This window comes from Streptomyces sp. SKN60, from assembly GCF_026236535.1.
GTDB lineage: Bacteria > Actinomycetota > Actinomycetes > Streptomycetales > Streptomycetaceae > Streptomyces.
The window spans coordinates 136,164-152,587 of sequence record NZ_JAHTMW010000012.1 but is presented as its reverse complement, the minus strand read 5'-3'; the positions used below and the strand labels follow the sequence as shown (position 1 = coordinate 152,587).

General features: G+C 72.5%; 12 protein-coding genes. 9 read left to right on the top strand and 3 right to left on the bottom strand.

What is annotated here, in order from left to right; translation table 11 throughout:
* Nucleotides 1-18: 18 nt before the first annotated feature.
* Nucleotides 19-702, bottom strand: a complete 684-nt coding sequence (locus KV205_RS21470; protein ID WP_265866140.1) for a maleylpyruvate isomerase family mycothiol-dependent enzyme — start codon at nt 700-702, stop codon at nt 19-21.
* Between the two features lie 213 nt (nt 703-915).
* Here KV205_RS21470 and uvrA point away from each other — a divergent pair, with 213 nt between their 5' ends.
* The gene (gene uvrA / locus KV205_RS21465; protein WP_265866139.1) at nt 916-3,924 is read left to right on the top strand and encodes an excinuclease ABC subunit UvrA; all 3,009 of its coding nucleotides are present in this window, start codon (nt 916-918) and stop codon (nt 3,922-3,924) included.
* A gap of 52 nt (nt 3,925-3,976) precedes the next feature.
* On the opposite strand, the gene KV205_RS21460 is transcribed toward uvrA, so the two are convergent.
* Nucleotides 3,977-4,870, bottom strand: a complete 894-nt coding sequence (locus KV205_RS21460) for a carbohydrate kinase (protein WP_265866138.1) — start codon at nt 4,868-4,870, stop codon at nt 3,977-3,979.
* A 186-nt stretch (nt 4,871-5,056) separates the two neighbouring features.
* On the opposite strand from KV205_RS21460, the gene KV205_RS21455 reads away from it, so the two are divergent.
* Complete coding sequence (locus KV205_RS21455; RefSeq protein WP_265866137.1) at nt 5,057-5,482, top strand: Rieske (2Fe-2S) protein; 426 nt, start codon at nt 5,057-5,059, stop codon at nt 5,480-5,482.
* A 36-nt stretch (nt 5,483-5,518) separates the two neighbouring features.
* On the opposite strand, the gene KV205_RS21450 is transcribed toward KV205_RS21455, so the two are convergent.
* Nucleotides 5,519-6,448: a hypothetical protein gene (locus KV205_RS21450; protein WP_265866136.1), complete on the bottom strand. Its 930-nt coding sequence runs from the start codon at nt 6,446-6,448 to the stop codon at nt 5,519-5,521.
* 236 nt (nt 6,449-6,684) lie between these two features.
* On the opposite strand from KV205_RS21450, the gene KV205_RS21445 reads away from it, so the two are divergent.
* The 7 genes from KV205_RS21445 to KV205_RS21415 all read left to right on the top strand — a co-directional run bounded on the left by KV205_RS21445 (nt 6,685) and on the right by KV205_RS21415 (nt 16,354).
* On the top strand, nt 6,685-7,317 hold the full coding sequence (locus KV205_RS21445) for a papain-like cysteine protease family protein (protein ID WP_265866135.1): 633 nt from the start codon (nt 6,685-6,687) through the stop codon (nt 7,315-7,317).
* A gap of 5 nt (nt 7,318-7,322) precedes the next feature.
* A complete protein-coding gene (locus tag KV205_RS21440) occupies nt 7,323-8,108 on the top strand; it encodes a hypothetical protein (RefSeq protein ID WP_265866134.1) in 786 nt (261 codons plus the stop codon).
* A gap of 108 nt (nt 8,109-8,216) precedes the next feature.
* Nucleotides 8,217-10,196, top strand: a complete 1,980-nt coding sequence (gene uvrC, locus KV205_RS21435; protein ID WP_265866133.1) for an excinuclease ABC subunit UvrC — start codon at nt 8,217-8,219, stop codon at nt 10,194-10,196.
* Nucleotides 10,193-11,197 (top strand): RNase adapter RapZ, encoded by a 1,005-nt coding sequence (rapZ, locus tag KV205_RS21430; RefSeq protein WP_265866132.1) that lies wholly within the window; start codon nt 10,193-10,195, stop codon nt 11,195-11,197. Before uvrC ends, rapZ begins: the two co-directional genes overlap by 4 nt.
* The gene (gene yvcK / locus KV205_RS21425; protein WP_265866130.1) at nt 11,194-12,228 is read left to right on the top strand and encodes a uridine diphosphate-N-acetylglucosamine-binding protein YvcK; all 1,035 of its coding nucleotides are present in this window, start codon (nt 11,194-11,196) and stop codon (nt 12,226-12,228) included. Before rapZ ends, yvcK begins: the two co-directional genes overlap by 4 nt.
* Nucleotides 12,219-13,208 (top strand): DNA-binding protein WhiA, encoded by a 990-nt coding sequence (whiA, locus tag KV205_RS21420; RefSeq protein WP_030205188.1) that lies wholly within the window; start codon nt 12,219-12,221, stop codon nt 13,206-13,208. Before yvcK ends, whiA begins: the two co-directional genes overlap by 10 nt.
* Nucleotides 13,209-13,396: 188 nt before the next feature.
* Nucleotides 13,397-16,354 carry a M14 family metallopeptidase gene (locus tag KV205_RS21415; RefSeq protein WP_265866128.1) on the top strand — a complete coding sequence of 986 codons (2,958 nt, stop codon included), beginning with the start codon at nt 13,397-13,399 and terminating at the stop codon, nt 16,352-16,354.
* Nucleotides 16,355-16,424: the final 70 nt, after the last annotated feature.

Genomic DNA, 16,424 nt, shown 5'->3' with positions numbered 1-16,424 from the left:
CCGGGGCGGCTGCCGGCGTCAGAGGGCCGGGAGTTCGGGGAGGGGGCCGCCGGCGGTGGTGAGGGCCGCGCCGTCGCGGCGGCCGGCGAGCCAGCCGAGGAGGTCCGGGGCCGGGCCCGTGACGGTGACGGCGCCGGAGTCGCCGCCGGTCGTCCAGGTCCGGCCGTCCTCGGAGCGCAGGACCGTGTTCGGTACGTTCTCCAGACCGCTCCAGCGGTCGGCGAGGAAGTCGATCTCCCGGGAGACGAACTCCTCCGGCAGGTCCTCCAGCTCGTACCCCGCGCCCAGGTCCACGTGGTGCAGGGCCACCTCCACCCAGCGGCGGAAGGGGATCCGGGAGGCGCTGTCGGTGACGCCGTTGCGCAGTTCGACGGTGCGGTCCCAGTCGGCGGGCTCCTCGCCCAGCGCCATGAAGCGGTCGGCGGTGGCGCGCAGGTCGGCGAGCTGGACGTCCAGCGGGCGGCCGGCGCCGGCCTCGATGTCGGCGTCGCGGGTCTCCGCGTCCTTGTACATCGGCAGGCCCTGGAGCACGTTCACGAGGGCGTCGGCGTTACGGGAGAGGTGGGCCAGGACGTGGCCGCGGGTCCAGCCCGGAAGCCGTGACGGCTGGGCCAGCGCCGCGTTGTCCCAGGAGGAGACCGCGTCGATGAGCCGGTCGGTCGCCTCGCGCACGGAGGCGAGGTCACGCACATGGTCGATCATGGCGTCGACCCTAGGCGGTTCGGGGCCGGTCCGGCCAGGCCCTCAGGGCCGCGACCTGGGACGACGCCCCGGCGCCGCCACTCGTTCGGGTGAAGTGGTCGGCGAAGGTCCGGAAATCGAATGTGCGTGCTATAAGCTCGACGGAAGCATCCGGCATCCTTGGTTGTTGGGTGTTCAGGCACATCCGCTCTCTCAAGAAAGGTGCGGACCGGCGTGGCCGACCGTCTCATCGTCCGTGGCGCTCGCGAGCACAACCTCAAGAACGTCTCGCTCGACCTCCCGCGTGACTCCCTCATCGTCTTCACCGGGCTCTCCGGGTCGGGCAAGTCCTCCCTCGCGTTCGACACGATCTTCGCCGAGGGGCAGCGCCGGTACGTCGAGTCGCTCTCCTCCTACGCCCGGCAGTTCCTCGGCCAGATGGACAAGCCGGACGTCGACTTCATCGAGGGCCTGTCGCCGGCCGTCTCCATCGACCAGAAGTCGACCTCGCGCAACCCGCGCTCCACGGTCGGCACGATCACCGAGGTCTACGACTACCTCCGGCTGCTCTTCGCCCGCATCGGCAAGCCGCACTGTCCCGAGTGCCGCCGCCCGATCTCCCGCCAGTCCCCGCAGGCCATCGTCGACAAGGTCCTGGAGCTGCCCGAGGGCAGCCGCTTCCAGGTGCTGTCGCCGCTGGTGCGCGAGCGCAAGGGCGAGTTCGTCGACCTCTTCGCCGACCTCCAGACCAAGGGCTACAGCCGCGCCCGGGTCGACGGGCAGACGATCCAGCTCAGCGAGCCGCCGACGCTCAAGAAGCAGGAGAAGCACACCATCGAGGTGGTCGTCGACCGCCTCACCGTGAAGGACAGCGCCAAGCGCCGCCTCACCGACTCCGTCGAGACCGCCCTCGGGCTCTCCGGCGGCATGGTCGTGCTCGACTTCGTCGACCTCGCCGAGGACGACCCCGAGCGCGAGCGGATGTACTCGGAGCACCTCTACTGCCCGTACGACGACCTGTCCTTCGAGGAGCTGGAGCCGCGCTCCTTCTCCTTCAACTCGCCCTTCGGCGCCTGCCCGGACTGCACCGGCATCGGCACCCGCATGGAGGTCGACGCCGAGCTGGTCGTGCCCGACGAGGAGAAGTCGCTCGACGAGGGCGCCATCCACCCCTGGTCGCACGGCCACACCAAGGAGTACTTCGGCCGGCTGATCGGCGGCCTCTCCCAGGCCCTCGGCTTCCGCACCGACATCCCGTACGCGGGCCTGCCGCAGCGCGCCAAGAAGGCGCTGATGTACGGCCACAAGACCCAGGTCGAGGTCCGCTACCGCAACCGGTACGGTCGCGAGCGCTCCTACACCACGCCCGCCTTCGAGGGCGCCGTCTCCTTCGTGAAGCGGCGGCACAGCGAGGCCGAGAGCGACGCGAGCCGCGAGCGCTTCGAGGGCTACATGCGCGAGGTGCCCTGCCCCACCTGTGAGGGCACCCGCCTGAAGCCGATCGTGCTCGCGGTCACCGTGATGGAGAGGTCCATCGCCGAGGTCTCCGCGATGTCGATCAGCGACTGCGCCGAGTTCCTCGGCCGGCTCACGCTCAACGCGCGGGACAAGAAGATCGCCGAGCGGGTCCTCAAGGAGGTCAACGAGCGGCTGCGCTTCCTCGTCGACGTCGGCCTCGACTACCTCTCGCTCAACCGCGCGGCCGGCACCCTGTCCGGCGGCGAGGCCCAGCGCATCCGGCTCGCCACCCAGATCGGCTCCGGCCTGGTCGGTGTCCTGTACGTGCTCGACGAGCCGTCCATCGGCCTGCACCAGCGCGACAACCACCGGCTCATCGAGACCCTGGTCCGGCTGCGCGACATGGGCAACACGCTCATCGTCGTCGAGCACGACGAGGACACCATCAAGGTGGCCGACTGGGTCGTCGACATCGGCCCCGGCGCCGGTGAGCACGGCGGCAAGGTGGTCCACTCCGGATCCCTGAAGGAGCTGCTCGCCAACGAGGAGTCGATGACCGGGCAGTATCTGTCCGGCCGCCGGGCGATCGTCACGCCGGAGATCCGCCGCCCCGTCGACCCCTCGCGCCGCCTCACCGTGCACGGCGCCCGGGAGAACAACCTGCGGGACATCGACGTCTCCTTCCCGCTGGGCGTCCTCACCGCCGTCACGGGCGTCTCCGGCTCCGGCAAGTCGACCCTCGTCAACGACATCCTCTACACCCACCTGGCGCGCGAGCTGAACGGCGCGAAGTCGGTGCCCGGCCGGCACACGCGCGTGGACGGCGACGACCTCGTCGACAAGGTCGTGCACGTCGACCAGTCGCCCATCGGCCGCACCCCGCGGTCCAACCCGGCGACGTACACCGGCGTCTTCGACCACATCCGCAAGCTCTTCGCGGAGACGATGGAGGCGAAGGTCCGCGGCTATCTGCCCGGCCGCTTCTCCTTCAACGTCAAGGGCGGCCGCTGCGAGAACTGCTCCGGCGACGGCACCATCAAGATCGAGATGAACTTCCTCCCGGACGTCTACGTCCCGTGCGAGGTCTGCCACGGCGCCCGCTACAACCGGGAGACCCTGGAGGTCCACTACAAGGGCAAGTCCATCTCGGAGGTCCTCGACCTGCCCATCGAGGAGGCGCTGGACTTCTTCGAGGCCGTCCCGACCATCTCCCGCCATCTGCGCACCCTCACCGAGGTCGGCCTCGGCTATGTGCGCCTCGGCCAGTCCGCGCCGACCCTCTCCGGCGGCGAGGCCCAGCGCGTCAAGCTCGCCTCCGAGCTCCAGAAGCGCTCCACGGGCCGCACGGTCTACGTCCTGGACGAGCCGACCACCGGCCTCCACTTCGAGGACATCTCGAAGCTGATCAAGGTGCTCTCCGGCCTGGTCGACAAGGGCAACTCGGTGATCGTCATCGAGCACAACCTGGACGTGATCAAGACCGCGGACTGGATCATCGACATGGGCCCCGAGGGCGGCAGCGGCGGCGGCATCGTCGTCGCCGAGGGCACCCCGGAGGAGGTCGCCTCCGTGCCGGCCAGCCACACCGGCAAGTTCCTGCGGGAGATCCTCGCCGCCGACCGGATCAGCGACGCCACGGCCTCCGTCCCGGCCGCGCGCGGCGCCAAGAAGGCAGCGGCGAAGAAGGCCCCGGCGAAGAAGACGGCGGCGGCCGCGACCAAGACCCCGGCGGCGAAGAAGACCACCGCCAAGAAGACGGCCACCACCCGGGCCCGCAAGGCCTGACGGGCGCCGACACCGGCCCCGAGGGGGCGCCCGCCGTAAGGAGGGCGCCCCCTCAGCCGTCGCCGAGCTCGTGGGCGTACGGCGGCTCCGCGCCCGCCCGGGTGCAGGTGATCGCCGCCGCCCGCGCGGCGAACGTCAGCAGCTCGTGCCAGTCCGTCCGGCCGAGCGCCTCCGGGGCGCGGCCCGCCAGGCCGTGCAGCAGGGCCGCGTTCACCGTGTCGCCCGCGCCGATCGTGTCCACCACCGGCACCCGCACGCCCGGGACGGACACCTCGTACCCCCGGGTGAACACCGTCAGACCGTCGCCGCCCCGGGTCAGCACCACGGCCGCCGGACCCGCGGACCGCCAGTCGGCGGGGGAGCCGCCCAGCCAGGCCGCGTCCTCCTCCGAGAGCTTCAGCAGACGGACGTCCGGCAGCCAGCCCGCGAACCGCTTCCGGTAGGCGTCCGCGTCCGGGATGAGGACCGGCCGGATGTTCGGGTCGAGCAGGGTCAGCACGCCCTCCCGCGCCGAGCGGCGCAGCAGCGCCTCGTACGCGCTCGCGCCCGGCTCCAGGGCCATGGAGCAGGTCCCGAAGGCCACCGCCCGTACGCCGGCCGGCAGCCGCTCGGGGAGCGCGAAGAGCCGGTCGGCCGTGCCTTCGACGTAGAAGCCGTAGCGCGCCGAGCCGTCCGACCCCACCGCGGCCACCGCCAGGGTGGTCGGCTCGGGACCGCGCTGGACGAGTCCCGTCGCGACGCCCGCCGCGCCGAGCCGTTCAAGCAGCGCCTCGCCGAAGGCGTCCGTCGACATCCGAGAGCAGAAGGCCACGTCCGCGCCGAGCCGCCCCAGGGCCACGGCGGTGTTGTACGGGCCGCCGCCCGGCCGGGGCAGCAGCGGGGCCAGGGGGCCCGGCGCCCCGTCGGGGACCAGGTCGATCAGGGACTCACCGGCGACGACGATCACGCACCGGAACGTAACCCATCACCGGCACCGGCCGACAACCACGGCCCGACGGTCAGGGCCCCGCCGACCTGCCCGCCACCCGCCCCGCCGACCCGCCCGCCGGCCCCCGCGTACGCGCCGGTATCGTCGGTTCGGTCCCTTCTGGGACCGCCTGTCCCGTCCCCGAGCCGACACCGTGGAGCGCTCATGTCCGGCCAGTCCACCCGCCGCACCGTCCTCAAAGGCGCCGCCCTCGCCGGGGCCGCCGGGCTGGGTGTCGCCGCCTGCTCCACCGACTCCAAGCTCGGCCACGCCGAGAACCCCACGCCCACCGCCCCGGTCGCCCTCGGCGCGCCCGACGAGATCCCCGTCGGCGGCGCCAAGCTCTACCGCGAGCAGCGGCTCCTGGTGCACTGCCCGGCCAAGGGCGAGTACAAGGCGTTCAGCGCCCAGTGCACCCACGCCGGCTGCGTCCTGGACAAGATCGAGGACAACGAGGGCAACTGCCCCTGCCACGGCAGCCGCTTCGACGTCACCACCGGCAAGGCCCTCCAGGGCCCGGCGACCGTGCCGCTCCCCGCGGTCCCGGTCCGGGTCGAGAACGGCAGGCTGATCGCCGGCCCGAAGGCCTAGGGCCTAGGGCCTAGCCGGAGGAGATCTCGCGCCCGGTCAGGACCAGTCCCACTCGATCCCCAGGATCCCCGGGCGCACCCCCTGCTCCACCACGTGCACCGTGCGGTGCCGGCCGCTCAGCGTCAGCTCGGCCCGGCCGCCGCGCGGCGCGCCCGTCGAGGCCTGCGCGAACCGCCGGCAGCGCACCGGCAGGGCCGCCTCGTCGAAGCGCACCTGGAGCACGTACTGCCCACCGGCGAAGCCGAAGCCGCGCACGTACTCCCGGCTCGGTCCGCCGGTGCCGTCCTCGAAGGCGTACGAGAAGAGATACGTGTCCCCGGCCCGCAGCCGCGCGTCGAAGAGCAGCTCGGCCACGCACACCCCGGTCTCCGCGTGCCGCCGCACCCGGCCCGTGCGGCAGTTCTCCGTCGCCCGCACCTCCACCCGGGACGGGTCGCAGCCCGGATCGCCGCGGTGGATCGCGAGATAGCGGTCGACGCCGTCCCGGTGCGCCCGCACCACCTGCTGCGAGTCCCGGCCGAGCAGCTCGCGCCCGGCGCCGATCCGTACCCGCTCCTGGTGGCCCACCGTGTGCAGCCCGCCGTCCGCCGGGCACTCCAGCTCCGCGAGCAGCTGCTCCACCACCCCGGAGGCCTCGACCAGCGAGCGGTACGAGCGGGCCGCCGGACGCTCGACCTCGGCGCGGGCCGCGGCGTCCTCGCGGAGCAGCCGGATCAGCGAGTTGTCGGGCAGCTGGAGCACCTCCTCCAGGGCCCGCACCGCCTTCATCGACTCCGGCCGCTGCGGCCGCCGTGCCCCCTGCTGCCAGTAACTCAGCGAGGTCACCCCGACCTTGACGCCCCGGTGCGCCAGATGGTGCTGCACCCGCTGGAGCGGCAGCCCGCGCACCGCGAGCGCCGTGCGCAGCGCCAGGTGGAACGGACCGGTGTGCAGCAGTTGCGCCAGATCGGCCTCGGTGTGGCCCACGAGGACTCCTCAGTGAACGTTCACGGCAGGGGGCGGCGGCGCGCGCCCGCCGGGGCGGGCGGGCAGGTGGGCAGGGGACGGCTGTTCACATCCGGGTCGCACCGTTCACAGCCCGCCGTCACCCCGCATTGAAGCGTGTTGACCCGATCCGGACAACGTTCGATGCTCCAGGCAGCGTCCGGACGCGCTCCTCTCCCCCCACTCACTCCCCACATCCCCACCTCGGGAGGAACGCGATGCGCAGCAGAAAGGCCCTGGCGGTGCTTGCCGCAGCCGCCGCCCTGTTCCTCGTCCCCGCCGCGCCGGCGTCCGCCGCGCCGACCGGCGAGGACGTCTCCACCCAGCACGTCTCGGCCAAGGACGTCTCCACCCAGGACGTCTCCACCTCCGCGTACAAGCGCCTGAACATCACCATGCAGGCCCAGCAGAAGGACAACTGGTGCTGGGCGGCAGGCGGCAACACCATCGCCACCTGGTACGGCCGCACCTACTCGCAGAACCAGTTCTGCAACGCCGCCTTCGGGCGGCAGCAGGGCTACGACTGCCCCAACTGGCAGGCCACGCTGGGCAACGTCCAGGACGGACTGAGCTGGGCGGGCATCAACCCCGGCTCGTACGTGGACGGCTGGCTGCGCTACTCGACCGTGCAGACCGAGATCAACGCGAACCGGCCGGTCGAGACCCGCATCCAGTGGGCGAGCGGCGGCGGCCACATGCACGTCCTCTACGGCTACGACGACGCCAACGGCTGGGTGTACTGGGGCGATCCGTGGCCGACGAGCGACCGCTACAACTGGGCCTCGCACGCCTGGTACGTGAACAACGGGTCCTTCTCCTGGACCCACTCGCTCTACCGGATCGGGGCGTGACGGCGATGACGATGGCGAACGTACGGATAGGGGCGGTGCTCGGTGCCGCGGTCCTGACGATCGGGCTCGGCGCGGTCCCGGCGGAGGCGGCGGAGGCCGCGGAGGCCGCGACGACTCCGGAGCGGGCGGCGGCCGCGCCGCGGACGCTCGACACGGTGGCGCGCTTCTTCGCCCGGGACGACGCCTCTCTTGCGCGGTCCGCCGCCAAACCCCGGATCGAGGGCGGGTCCGTCCCCGTCCGGATCCTGTCGCCCGACTTCGTCGCCGGGAAGCCGGGGGCGCCGGTGGCCCGCGTCGAGTTCCACGCGAGCACGGCGGTCGCCGCCGACGGACGCACCGCCTCGCTCTGGACCGTGCGCACGCCCGGCGGCGACTGGCAGGTGGTGAACATCGCCACCGGCGACGACGAACGCCGCTACGACGCGGCGGGCCGGCGCACGCTGCCGGGCGGCACGGTGTTCCGCGAGCCGCAGATCGACGCGTGGTACGTCCAGAAGGGCACGAAGGTGCTGCCGCTCGACGAGGACGCGGTGCGGGCGGTGGGCAGGAACGGCACCACCCTCGCCGCGTACCGGGACCGGGTGACCCGGGCGTACGGAGACAAGCTCCCGGGCTCGGCCTACGCGAGGAAGGGCGCGGCCGGCGGTTACGACGCGGGCGCGGGCACCGGCGCGTCGCACGACGACCCCGCCGTCACCGTCGCCTCCACGGCGGCGGGCGCCGGCGCCGTCCTCGCCCTGGCCCTGACGGGCGCGGCGACGCTCCGCCGCCGCGCCTCCCGCCGGGCCTGAACCCTGGGCCACCGCCCCGCCCGCGCGGGGCGGTGCGCCCCTCCGTCATGGGCCGGCCCCCGTTCGCGCGCGGTCTGAGTGTCGGTCCCCGCCAGTAGGGTGGGAACCATGGCCGACCCCTCCAGCTACCGCCCCAAGCCGGGACAGATCCCCGACTCGCCCGGGGTCTACAAATTCCGCGACGAGCACCGCCGGGTGATCTACGTCGGCAAGGCGAAGTCCCTGCGCCAGCGGCTGGCGAACTACTTCCAGCCGCTGGCGAGCCTGCACCCGCGCACGGCGACCATGGTGACCACGGCCGCGTCCGTGGAGTGGACGGTGGTGTCCACCGAGGTCGAGGCGCTGCAGCTGGAGTACTCCTGGATCAAGGAGTTCGACCCCCGGTTCAACGTGAAGTACCGGGACGACAAGAGCTACCCGTATCTCGCGGTGACGCTGAACGAGGAGTTCCCGCGCGTCCAGGTCATGCGCGGCCACAAGAAGAAGGGCGTGCGCTATTTCGGTCCGTACGCGCACGCGTGGGCGATCCGCGAGACCGTCGACCTGATGCTGCGGGTGTTTCCCGTACGGACCTGCTCCGCGGGCGTCTTCCGCAATGCCGCCTCCGCCGGACGGCCCTGTCTGCTCGGCTACATCGGCAAGTGCTCGGCGCCCTGCGTCGGCCGGGTCACCCCGGTCGAGCACCGCGAACTGGCCGAGGAGTTCTGCGACTTCATGGCCGGCCGCACCGGCACGTATCTGCGCCGCCTGGAGAAGCAGATGATGCTCGCGGCCGAGGACATGGAGTACGAGAAGGCCGCCCGGCTGCGCGACGACATAGGGGCGCTGCGCAAGGCCATGGAGAAGAGCGCGGTGGTGCTCGCCGACGCGACCGACGCCGATCTCATCGCCCTCGCCGAGGACGAGCTGGAGGCGGCCGTGCAGATCTTCCACGTGCGCGGCGGCCGGGTGCGCGGCCAGCGCGGCTGGGTCACCGACAAGGTCGAGGCCGTCGACACCGCCGGGCTCGTCGAGCACGCCCTGCAGCAGCTGTACGGCGAGGAGAGCGGCGACGCCGTCCCCAAGGAGGTCCTGGTGCCGGCGCTGCCGGAGGACGCCGGGGCGGTCACGGCCTGGCTCTCCGGGCGCCGCGGGTCCAACGTCTCGCTGCGCGTGCCGCAGCGCGGCGACAAGAAGGACCTGATGGAGACGGTCGCGCGGAACGCGCAGCAGGCCCTCGTCCTGCACAAGACCAAGCGGGCCAGCGACCTCACCACCCGCTCCCGGGCCCTGGAGGAGATCGCCGAGGCCCTGGACCTGGACTCGGCACCGCTGCGCATCGAGTGCTTCGACATCTCGCACCTGCAGGGCGAGGACGTGGTGGCCTCCATGGTCGTCTTCGAGGACGGGCTGCCCCGCAAGAGCGAGTACCGGCGCTTCCAGATCAAAAGCTTCGAGGGCCAGGACGACGTCCGGTCCATGCACGAGGTGATCAGCCGCCGCTTCAAGCGCTATCTCGCCGAGAAGGAGAAGACCGGCGAATGGGTGGACGGCGAGCTGCCCGAGGGCACGCCCGAGGACGACGGGCGGCCCAAGCGCTTCGCGTACCCCCCGCAGCTCGTCGTCGTCGACGGCGGGCAGCCGCAGGTCGCCGCCGCCCGCCGGGCCCTGGACGAACTCGGCATCGACGACATCGCCGTCTGCGGGCTCGCCAAGCGCCTGGAGGAGGTCTGGCTGCCGGACGACGACGACCCGGTGGTGCTGCCCCGCACCAGCGAGGGCCTGTACCTCCTTCAGCGGGTACGTGACACGGCTCACGACTTCGCCATCCGCTACCAGCGGTCCAAGCGGCACAAGCGCATCCGTACCAGCCCCCTGGACGCGATCCCCGGCCTCGGCGAAACCCGGAAACAAGCCCTCATCAAGCATTTCGGCTCGGTCAAACGGCTCCGGCAGGCGACAATCGAGCAGATCTGCGAGGTCCCCGGCATGGGCCGCAAGACGGCCGAGGCCGTGGCGGTGGCCCTCGCGCAGGCGGCCCCGGCCGCGCCCGCCGTGAACACGGCCACAGGAGAGATCATGGAAGACGACGGGGGCACCACCGCATGACCGAGCACGAGCAGCCACAGCAGCAACAGCAAGAGCAGCAGCACCAGCAGCACGAACACGAACAGCCCGAGTACGAAGACGGAGCACCAGACATGAGTACGGGCACGACGGAGCCCGCCGGCGAGAACAACGCCGAAGCGGCCATCCCCGAGCTGGTGATCATCTCCGGCATGTCCGGCGCCGGCCGGTCCACCGCGGCGAAGTGCCTGGAGGACCTCGGCTGGTTCGTCGTCGACAACCTGCCGCCCGCGCTGATCCCCACCATGGTGGAGCTCGGCGCCCGCTCCCAGGGGAACGTGGCCCGGATCGCGGTCGTCGTCGACGTCCGCGGCCGCCAGTTCTTCGACAACCTCCGCGACTCCCTCGCCGACCTCGACGCCAAGCAGGTCACCCGCCGGATCGTCTTCCTGGAGTCCTCCGACGAGGCCCTGGTCCGGCGCTTCGAGTCGGTCCGCCGGCCGCACCCCCTCCAGGGCGACGGCCGCATCACCGACGGCATCGCCGCCGAGCGCGACCTGCTGCGCGAGCTGCGCGGCGACGCCGACCTGGTGATCGACACCTCCAGCCTCAACGTGCACGAACTGCGCGCCAAGATGGACGCCCAGTTCGCCGGCGACGAGGAGCCCGAGCTGCGGGCCACCGTGATGTCCTTCGGCTTCAAGTACGGCCTGCCGGTCGACGCCGACCTGGTCGTCGACATGCGCTTCCTGCCGAACCCGCACTGGGTCCCCGAGCTGCGCCCCTTCACCGGCCTCAACGAGGAGGTCGCGAACTACGTCTACAACCAGCCCGGTGCCAAGGAGTTCCTGGACCGCTACACCGAGCTGCTGCAGCTGATCGCCGCCGGCTACCGGCGCGAGGGCAAGCGTTACGTGACCATCGCGGTCGGCTGCACGGGCGGCAAGCACCGCTCCGTCGCCACCGCCGAGAAGCTGGCCGCCCGTCTCGCCGCCGAGGGCGTCGAGACCGTCGTCGTCCACCGGGACATGGGGCGCGAGTGAAGCAGTACCGCCGGCGCACGCCCACCCTCTCGGTGCGGCGCGCGCTCCGCAGGCGCGGCGCCCAGCCCAAGGTCGTGGCGCTGGGCGGCGGCATGGGCCTGTCCGCCTCGCTCGCCGCCCTGCGCCGGATCACCGGCGACCTGACCGCCGTGGTCACCGTCGCCGACGACGGGGGCTCCAGCGGCCGGCTCCGCGAGGAGCTGGGCGTGCTGCCCCCGGGCGACCTCCGCAAGGCGCTCGCCGCGCTGTGCGGCGACGACGACTGGGGCCAGACCTGGGCCCGGGTCATCCAGCACCGCTTCCAGTCCAAGGGCGAGATGGGCGGCCACGCCGTCGGCAATCTGCTGATCGTCGCCCTCTGGGAGCAGCTCGGCGACCCCGTGCAGGCCCTGGACCTGGTCGGCCGGCTGCTCGGCGCGCAGGGCCGGGTGCTGCCCATGTCGGCCGTGCCGCTGGAGCTCCAGGCCCTGGTCAAGGGCCACGACCCGGAGCGCCCGCACGACGTGGACACCGTGCGCGGGCAGGCCACCGTGGCGCTCACCCCGGGCGAGGTGCAGTCCGTGCACCTGGTGCCGCACGACCCGCCGGCGGTGCCGGAGGCGGTGGCCGCGGTGCTCGACGCCGACTGGGTGGTGCTCGGTCCGGGCTCCTGGTTCTCCTCGGTGATCCCGCACCTGCTCGTGCCCGAGCTGCTCGACGCGCTGATGGAGACCAAGGCCCGCCGGGTGCTCTCGCTGAACCTCGCGCCGCAGCCGGGAGAAACCGAGGGCTTCTCCCCGCAGCGTCATTTGGAGGTTTTGGCACGACACGCCCCTAAACTCGCCCTGGACGTGGTGCTGGCCGACGAGGCCGCCGTGCCCGACGCGTCGGCAAGAGAGCCCCTCGCCGAAGCCGCCAAGCGGCTCGGCGCCGCGGTCGAGCTGGCGCCGGTGGCCCGGCCCGACGGCGCTCCGAAGCACGACCCGGAGCTGTTGGCCGCCGCGTACGACCGTATTTTTCGGATGCATGGAAGGATCGGCCCATGGCGATGACGGCAGCGGTGAAGGACGAGATCTCCCGGCTCCCCGTCACCCGGACCTGCTGCAGGAAGGCCGAGGTCTCGTCGATCCTGCGGTTCGCGGGCGGGCTGCACCTGGTGAGCGGCCGGATCGTGATCGAGGCGGAGCTGGACACCGCGATGGCGGCGCGCCGGCTGAAGCGGGACATCCTGGAGATCTTCGGGCACAGCTCGGAGCTGATCGTGATGGCCCCCGGCGGCCTGCGCCGCGGTTCGCGCTTCGTGGTCCGGGTGGTCGCCGGCGGCGACCAGCTGGCCCGGCAGACCGGTCTGGTGGACGGCCGCGGCCGCCCCATCCGCGGGCTGCCCCCGCAGGTGGTCTCCGGGGCCACCTGTGACGCCGAGGCGGCCTGGCGCGGCGCCTTCCTGGCGCACGGCTCGCTGACCGAGCCGGGCCGCTCCTCCTCCCTGGAGGTCACCTGCCCCGGCCCGGAGGCCGCGCTCGCCCTGGTCGGCGCCGCCCGCCGGCTCTCCATCGCGGCCAAGGCCCGTGAGGTACGGGGCGTGGACCGGGTCGTGGTCCGCGACGGCGACGCCATCGGCGCGCTGCTCACCCGGCTCGGCGCGCACGAGTCGGTGCTCGCCTGGGAGGAGCGCCGGATGCGGCGCGAGGTCCGCGCCACCGCCAACCGGCTCGCCAACTTCGACGACGCCAACCTGCGCCGCTCGGCGCGCGCCGCGGTCGCCGCGGGCGCCCGGGTGCAGCGGGCCCTGGAGATCCTCGGCGAGGAGGTGCCCGAGCACCTCGCGGCGGCCGGCCGGCTGCGCATGGAGCACAAGCAGGCCTCCCTGGAGGAGCTGGGCGCGCTCGCCGACCCGCCGCTCACCAAGGACGCGGTGGCCGGCCGGATCCGCCGGCTGCTCGCCATGGCCGACAAGCGGGCCCAGGACCTGGGCATCCCCGGGACCGAGTCCAATCTGACGGAGGAGCTGGACGACAGCCTGGTCGGCTGAGCCGGCCTGCCGGGGATCCCGGATCTCCCGGAAGCTCCAACTCCGCGCTGCCGGTGCCTTTCTGAGGCACCGGCAGTTCCGTTCGGCGGGCTTCGGCCGACGCGCCGGAGGCACCCTTGACAGGGGTATGAGCCCCCACGAGCCTGGCGTCTGTTCACCTTCGTGACAGACGACAGCAAGGGGGGCAGATGAGACGCAGAGCGGGAGCGATCCTCGCCACTGCATCACTGGTCATCGCGGGCCTGGCGGCGGCACCCGTCGCGGGCGCGCAACCCACCCGTCAGGACGGGGACTTCGAACACGTCTCCGTCTGGCGGGCCAAGGTGACGAAGGAGCAGCTGCCGCTGCTCCTCGACGCGGGCACCGACGCCCACGAGTTGACCGAGCAGGTGCCCGCCAAGGGCTCCGCCACGGTCGAGCTCTACCTCACCGACGCACAGGCCGGGCAGCTGCGCCGGCAGGGCGTCGAGATCGCCGAGCACACCCTCGGGGCCCGCGCCGAGCAGCGGGTCGCGGCCGCCGGGGACGGCGTCTTCCGCCCGTACGGCGGGAAGGGCGGCCTCAAGCAGGAGATCGTGGACACCGCCCGGGCCAACCCGGGGCTCACCAAGGTGGTCTCCATCGGCAAGACCGTGAAGGGCCAGGACATCCTCGCCCTCAAGGTCAGCAAGGGCGCGGCGAAGACCAAGGACGGCAGCAGGCCGGCCACGCTGTACCTGTCCAACCAGCACGCCCGCGAGTGGATCACGCCGGAGATGACCAGGCGGCTGATGCACCACTACCTGGACGGCTACGGCAAGGACCCGCGGATCACGAAGCTGGTGGACACCACGGAGCTGTGGTTCGTGCTCTCCGCCAACCCGGACGGCTACGACTACACCCACGCCGACCCGGCCAACCGCCAGTGGCGCAAGAACCTGCGGGACAACGACGGCGACGGCCGGATCGCCGCCGGCGACGGCGTCGACCTCAACCGCAACTTCGGCCACAAGTGGGGCTACGACGACGAGGGCTCCTCGCCCGACCCGGCCGACGAGACCTTCCGCGGCCCGAGCGCCATGTCCGAGCCGGAGACCCGGGCGCTCGACGCCTTCGAGAAGCGCATCGGCTTCCGCTACGCCATCAACTACCACTCGGCCGCCCAGCTGCTGCTCTACGGCGTGGGCTGGCAGGTCGCCACCGACACCCCCGACGACGTGGCCCTCAAGGCGCTCGCCGGCACCCCGCAGCAGCCCGCGATCCCCGGTTACCGCTCGCAGCTCTCCTCCGAGCTGTACACCACCAACGGCGAGGCGGACGGACACGCCGCCAACGTCAACGGGACGCAGATGTTCACCCCGGAGATGTCGACCTGCGTCACTGCCTCCCGGGTCGACCCGAACGATGCCTGGGACCCGGCCGACTGCGCCTCCGTCTTCACCTTCCCGGACGACGAGAAGCTGATCCAGGGCGAGTTCGAGAAGAACATCCCGTTCGCCCTCGCCGTCGCCGAGTCCAGCGCCCACCCGGACACCCCGGTCTCCCCGGTCGGCATCGAGGCCCCCGACTTCACCCCGGACGCCTTCGCCACCTCGTACGCGGGCGGCGGCGCCCAGGAGGTCGCGGTCACCGCCCGAAAGTCCCTGCGCGGCAAGACCCTGAACTACCGGATCAACGGCGGCCGCACCCATCGCACGGGCCTGGAGCCCTGGAAGGGCGGCGAGACCTGGGGCGGCGAGGACAACCTCTACTTCGACCAGTACCGCGCCGAGGTCGAGGGCGCCCGTACCGGCGACAAGGTCGAGGTCTGGTTCACCGCCCGCACCCGCGCCGGGAAGACGACCGCGTCCGCCCCGTTCACGTACACCGTGGCCGAGCGGCCCCGCGGCGACGTCCTCGTCCTCGCCGAGGAGGGCGGCACCGCGGCCGCCCAGCACGCCGACACCTATGTGCGGGCGCTCGCCGCGAACGGGCGCCGGGCCGCCGTGTGGGACGTCGCCACCCAGGGCGCCCCGCACGCCCTCGGCGTGCTGAGCCACTTCCGTACCGTCGTCTGGTACACCGGCGCCGAGCAGCCCTCCGGGGCCACCGTGCTCGCCGTCCGCGCCTACCTCAACGAGGGCGGCAAGCTGATCAACGCGGGCGAGAAGTCCGGCGGGCAGGTCTGGCTCGGCCGTGCCGACTCCAACGACTTCGCCCAGTACTACCTCGGCGCCTACCGCCGGGCCGCGCTGAACGGCCCCGCCTCCTTCGCCGGCTCCGGCCGGCTCGGCGGCAGCGGGGCGGCACTCGGTGCCGCCGCCGGCAACCCGCTCGACAACGCCGGCGCCTTCACCGTCACCTCCGACTCCCTCGCCCCCGACCGCTTCCCGCAGTTCGCGAGCAGCGCCGCCGGCGGCGACTACCCGGGCCTGAAGACCCCCTTCGAGCCGTACGCGGGCAGCCGCTTCGCCGCGCTGCGCCACACCGACGGCACCTGGGGCCGGCTGAGCCGGACCGTGGACCTCACCGGGGTGACCGCGGCCGACCGGCCGAACCTGGCCTTCCAGGTCAGCTACGACACCGAGCCGGGCTACGACCACCTGGTCGTGGAGGCCCACACCGCCGGCCAGGACGACTGGACCACCCTGCCCGACGCCGACGGCGGCACCTCCGCCGAGCCGCCCGCCGACTGCGGCGAGGGCTACTACGTCCGGGAGCACCCCTTCCTGGCGCACTACCTCACCGTGGGCCAGGACGGCACCTGCGCCGCCACCGGCACCACCGGTGCCTGGCACGCCTTCACCGGCCCCTCCAACGGCTGGCGGCAGGCCCGCGTCGACCTGAGCGCCTACGCGGGCAAGCGGGTCGAGCTGGCGATCTCGTACGTGTCCGACCCGGGCACCGGCGAGATGGGCGCGTTCGTCGACGAGCTGACCCTGTCGGCGGGCGCGGCGAGCGACACCGAGGGCTTCGAGACCGGAATGGGTGCTTGGTCCGTACCGGGCCCGCCGGCCGGAAGTCCCGGGAACGGAAGTGACTGGACCCGTTCCGAGGCGCTCTTCCACTCCCAGGCTGCGGTCACCACCCGTGACACCGTCCTGTTCGGCTTCGGCCTGGAGCATGTCCCGAATGCGACGGAACGGGCGACTCTGCTCAGAAGGGCGCTTACTTCGCTCCGACGCTGATTCGGGCGCTCAGGCGAGCACCGATTTTCGTCACTCTGCGTAGTGGGGACCAAGGTCCCTCGACAGCCCT

What these genes read in the sequence shown, in the direction of transcription:
- KV205_RS21470 (WP_265866140.1), bottom strand. Translation starts at nt 702, where the DNA reads ATGATCGACCATGTGCGTGACCTCGCCTCCGTGCGCGAGGCGACCGAC.
- KV205_RS21455 (WP_265866137.1), top strand. Translation starts at nt 5,057, where the DNA reads ATGTCCGGCCAGTCCACCCGCCGCACCGTCCTCAAAGGCGCCGCCCTC.
- KV205_RS21445 (WP_265866135.1), top strand. Translation starts at nt 6,685, where the DNA reads ATGCGCAGCAGAAAGGCCCTGGCGGTGCTTGCCGCAGCCGCCGCCCTG.
- KV205_RS21440 (WP_265866134.1), top strand. Translation starts at nt 7,323, where the DNA reads ATGACGATGGCGAACGTACGGATAGGGGCGGTGCTCGGTGCCGCGGTC.
- uvrC (WP_265866133.1), top strand. Translation starts at nt 8,217, where the DNA reads ATGGCCGACCCCTCCAGCTACCGCCCCAAGCCGGGACAGATCCCCGAC.
- rapZ (WP_265866132.1), top strand. Translation starts at nt 10,193, where the DNA reads ATGACCGAGCACGAGCAGCCACAGCAGCAACAGCAAGAGCAGCAGCAC.
- whiA (WP_030205188.1), top strand. Translation starts at nt 12,219, where the DNA reads ATGGCGATGACGGCAGCGGTGAAGGACGAGATCTCCCGGCTCCCCGTC.
- KV205_RS21415 (WP_265866128.1), top strand. Translation starts at nt 13,397, where the DNA reads ATGAGACGCAGAGCGGGAGCGATCCTCGCCACTGCATCACTGGTCATC.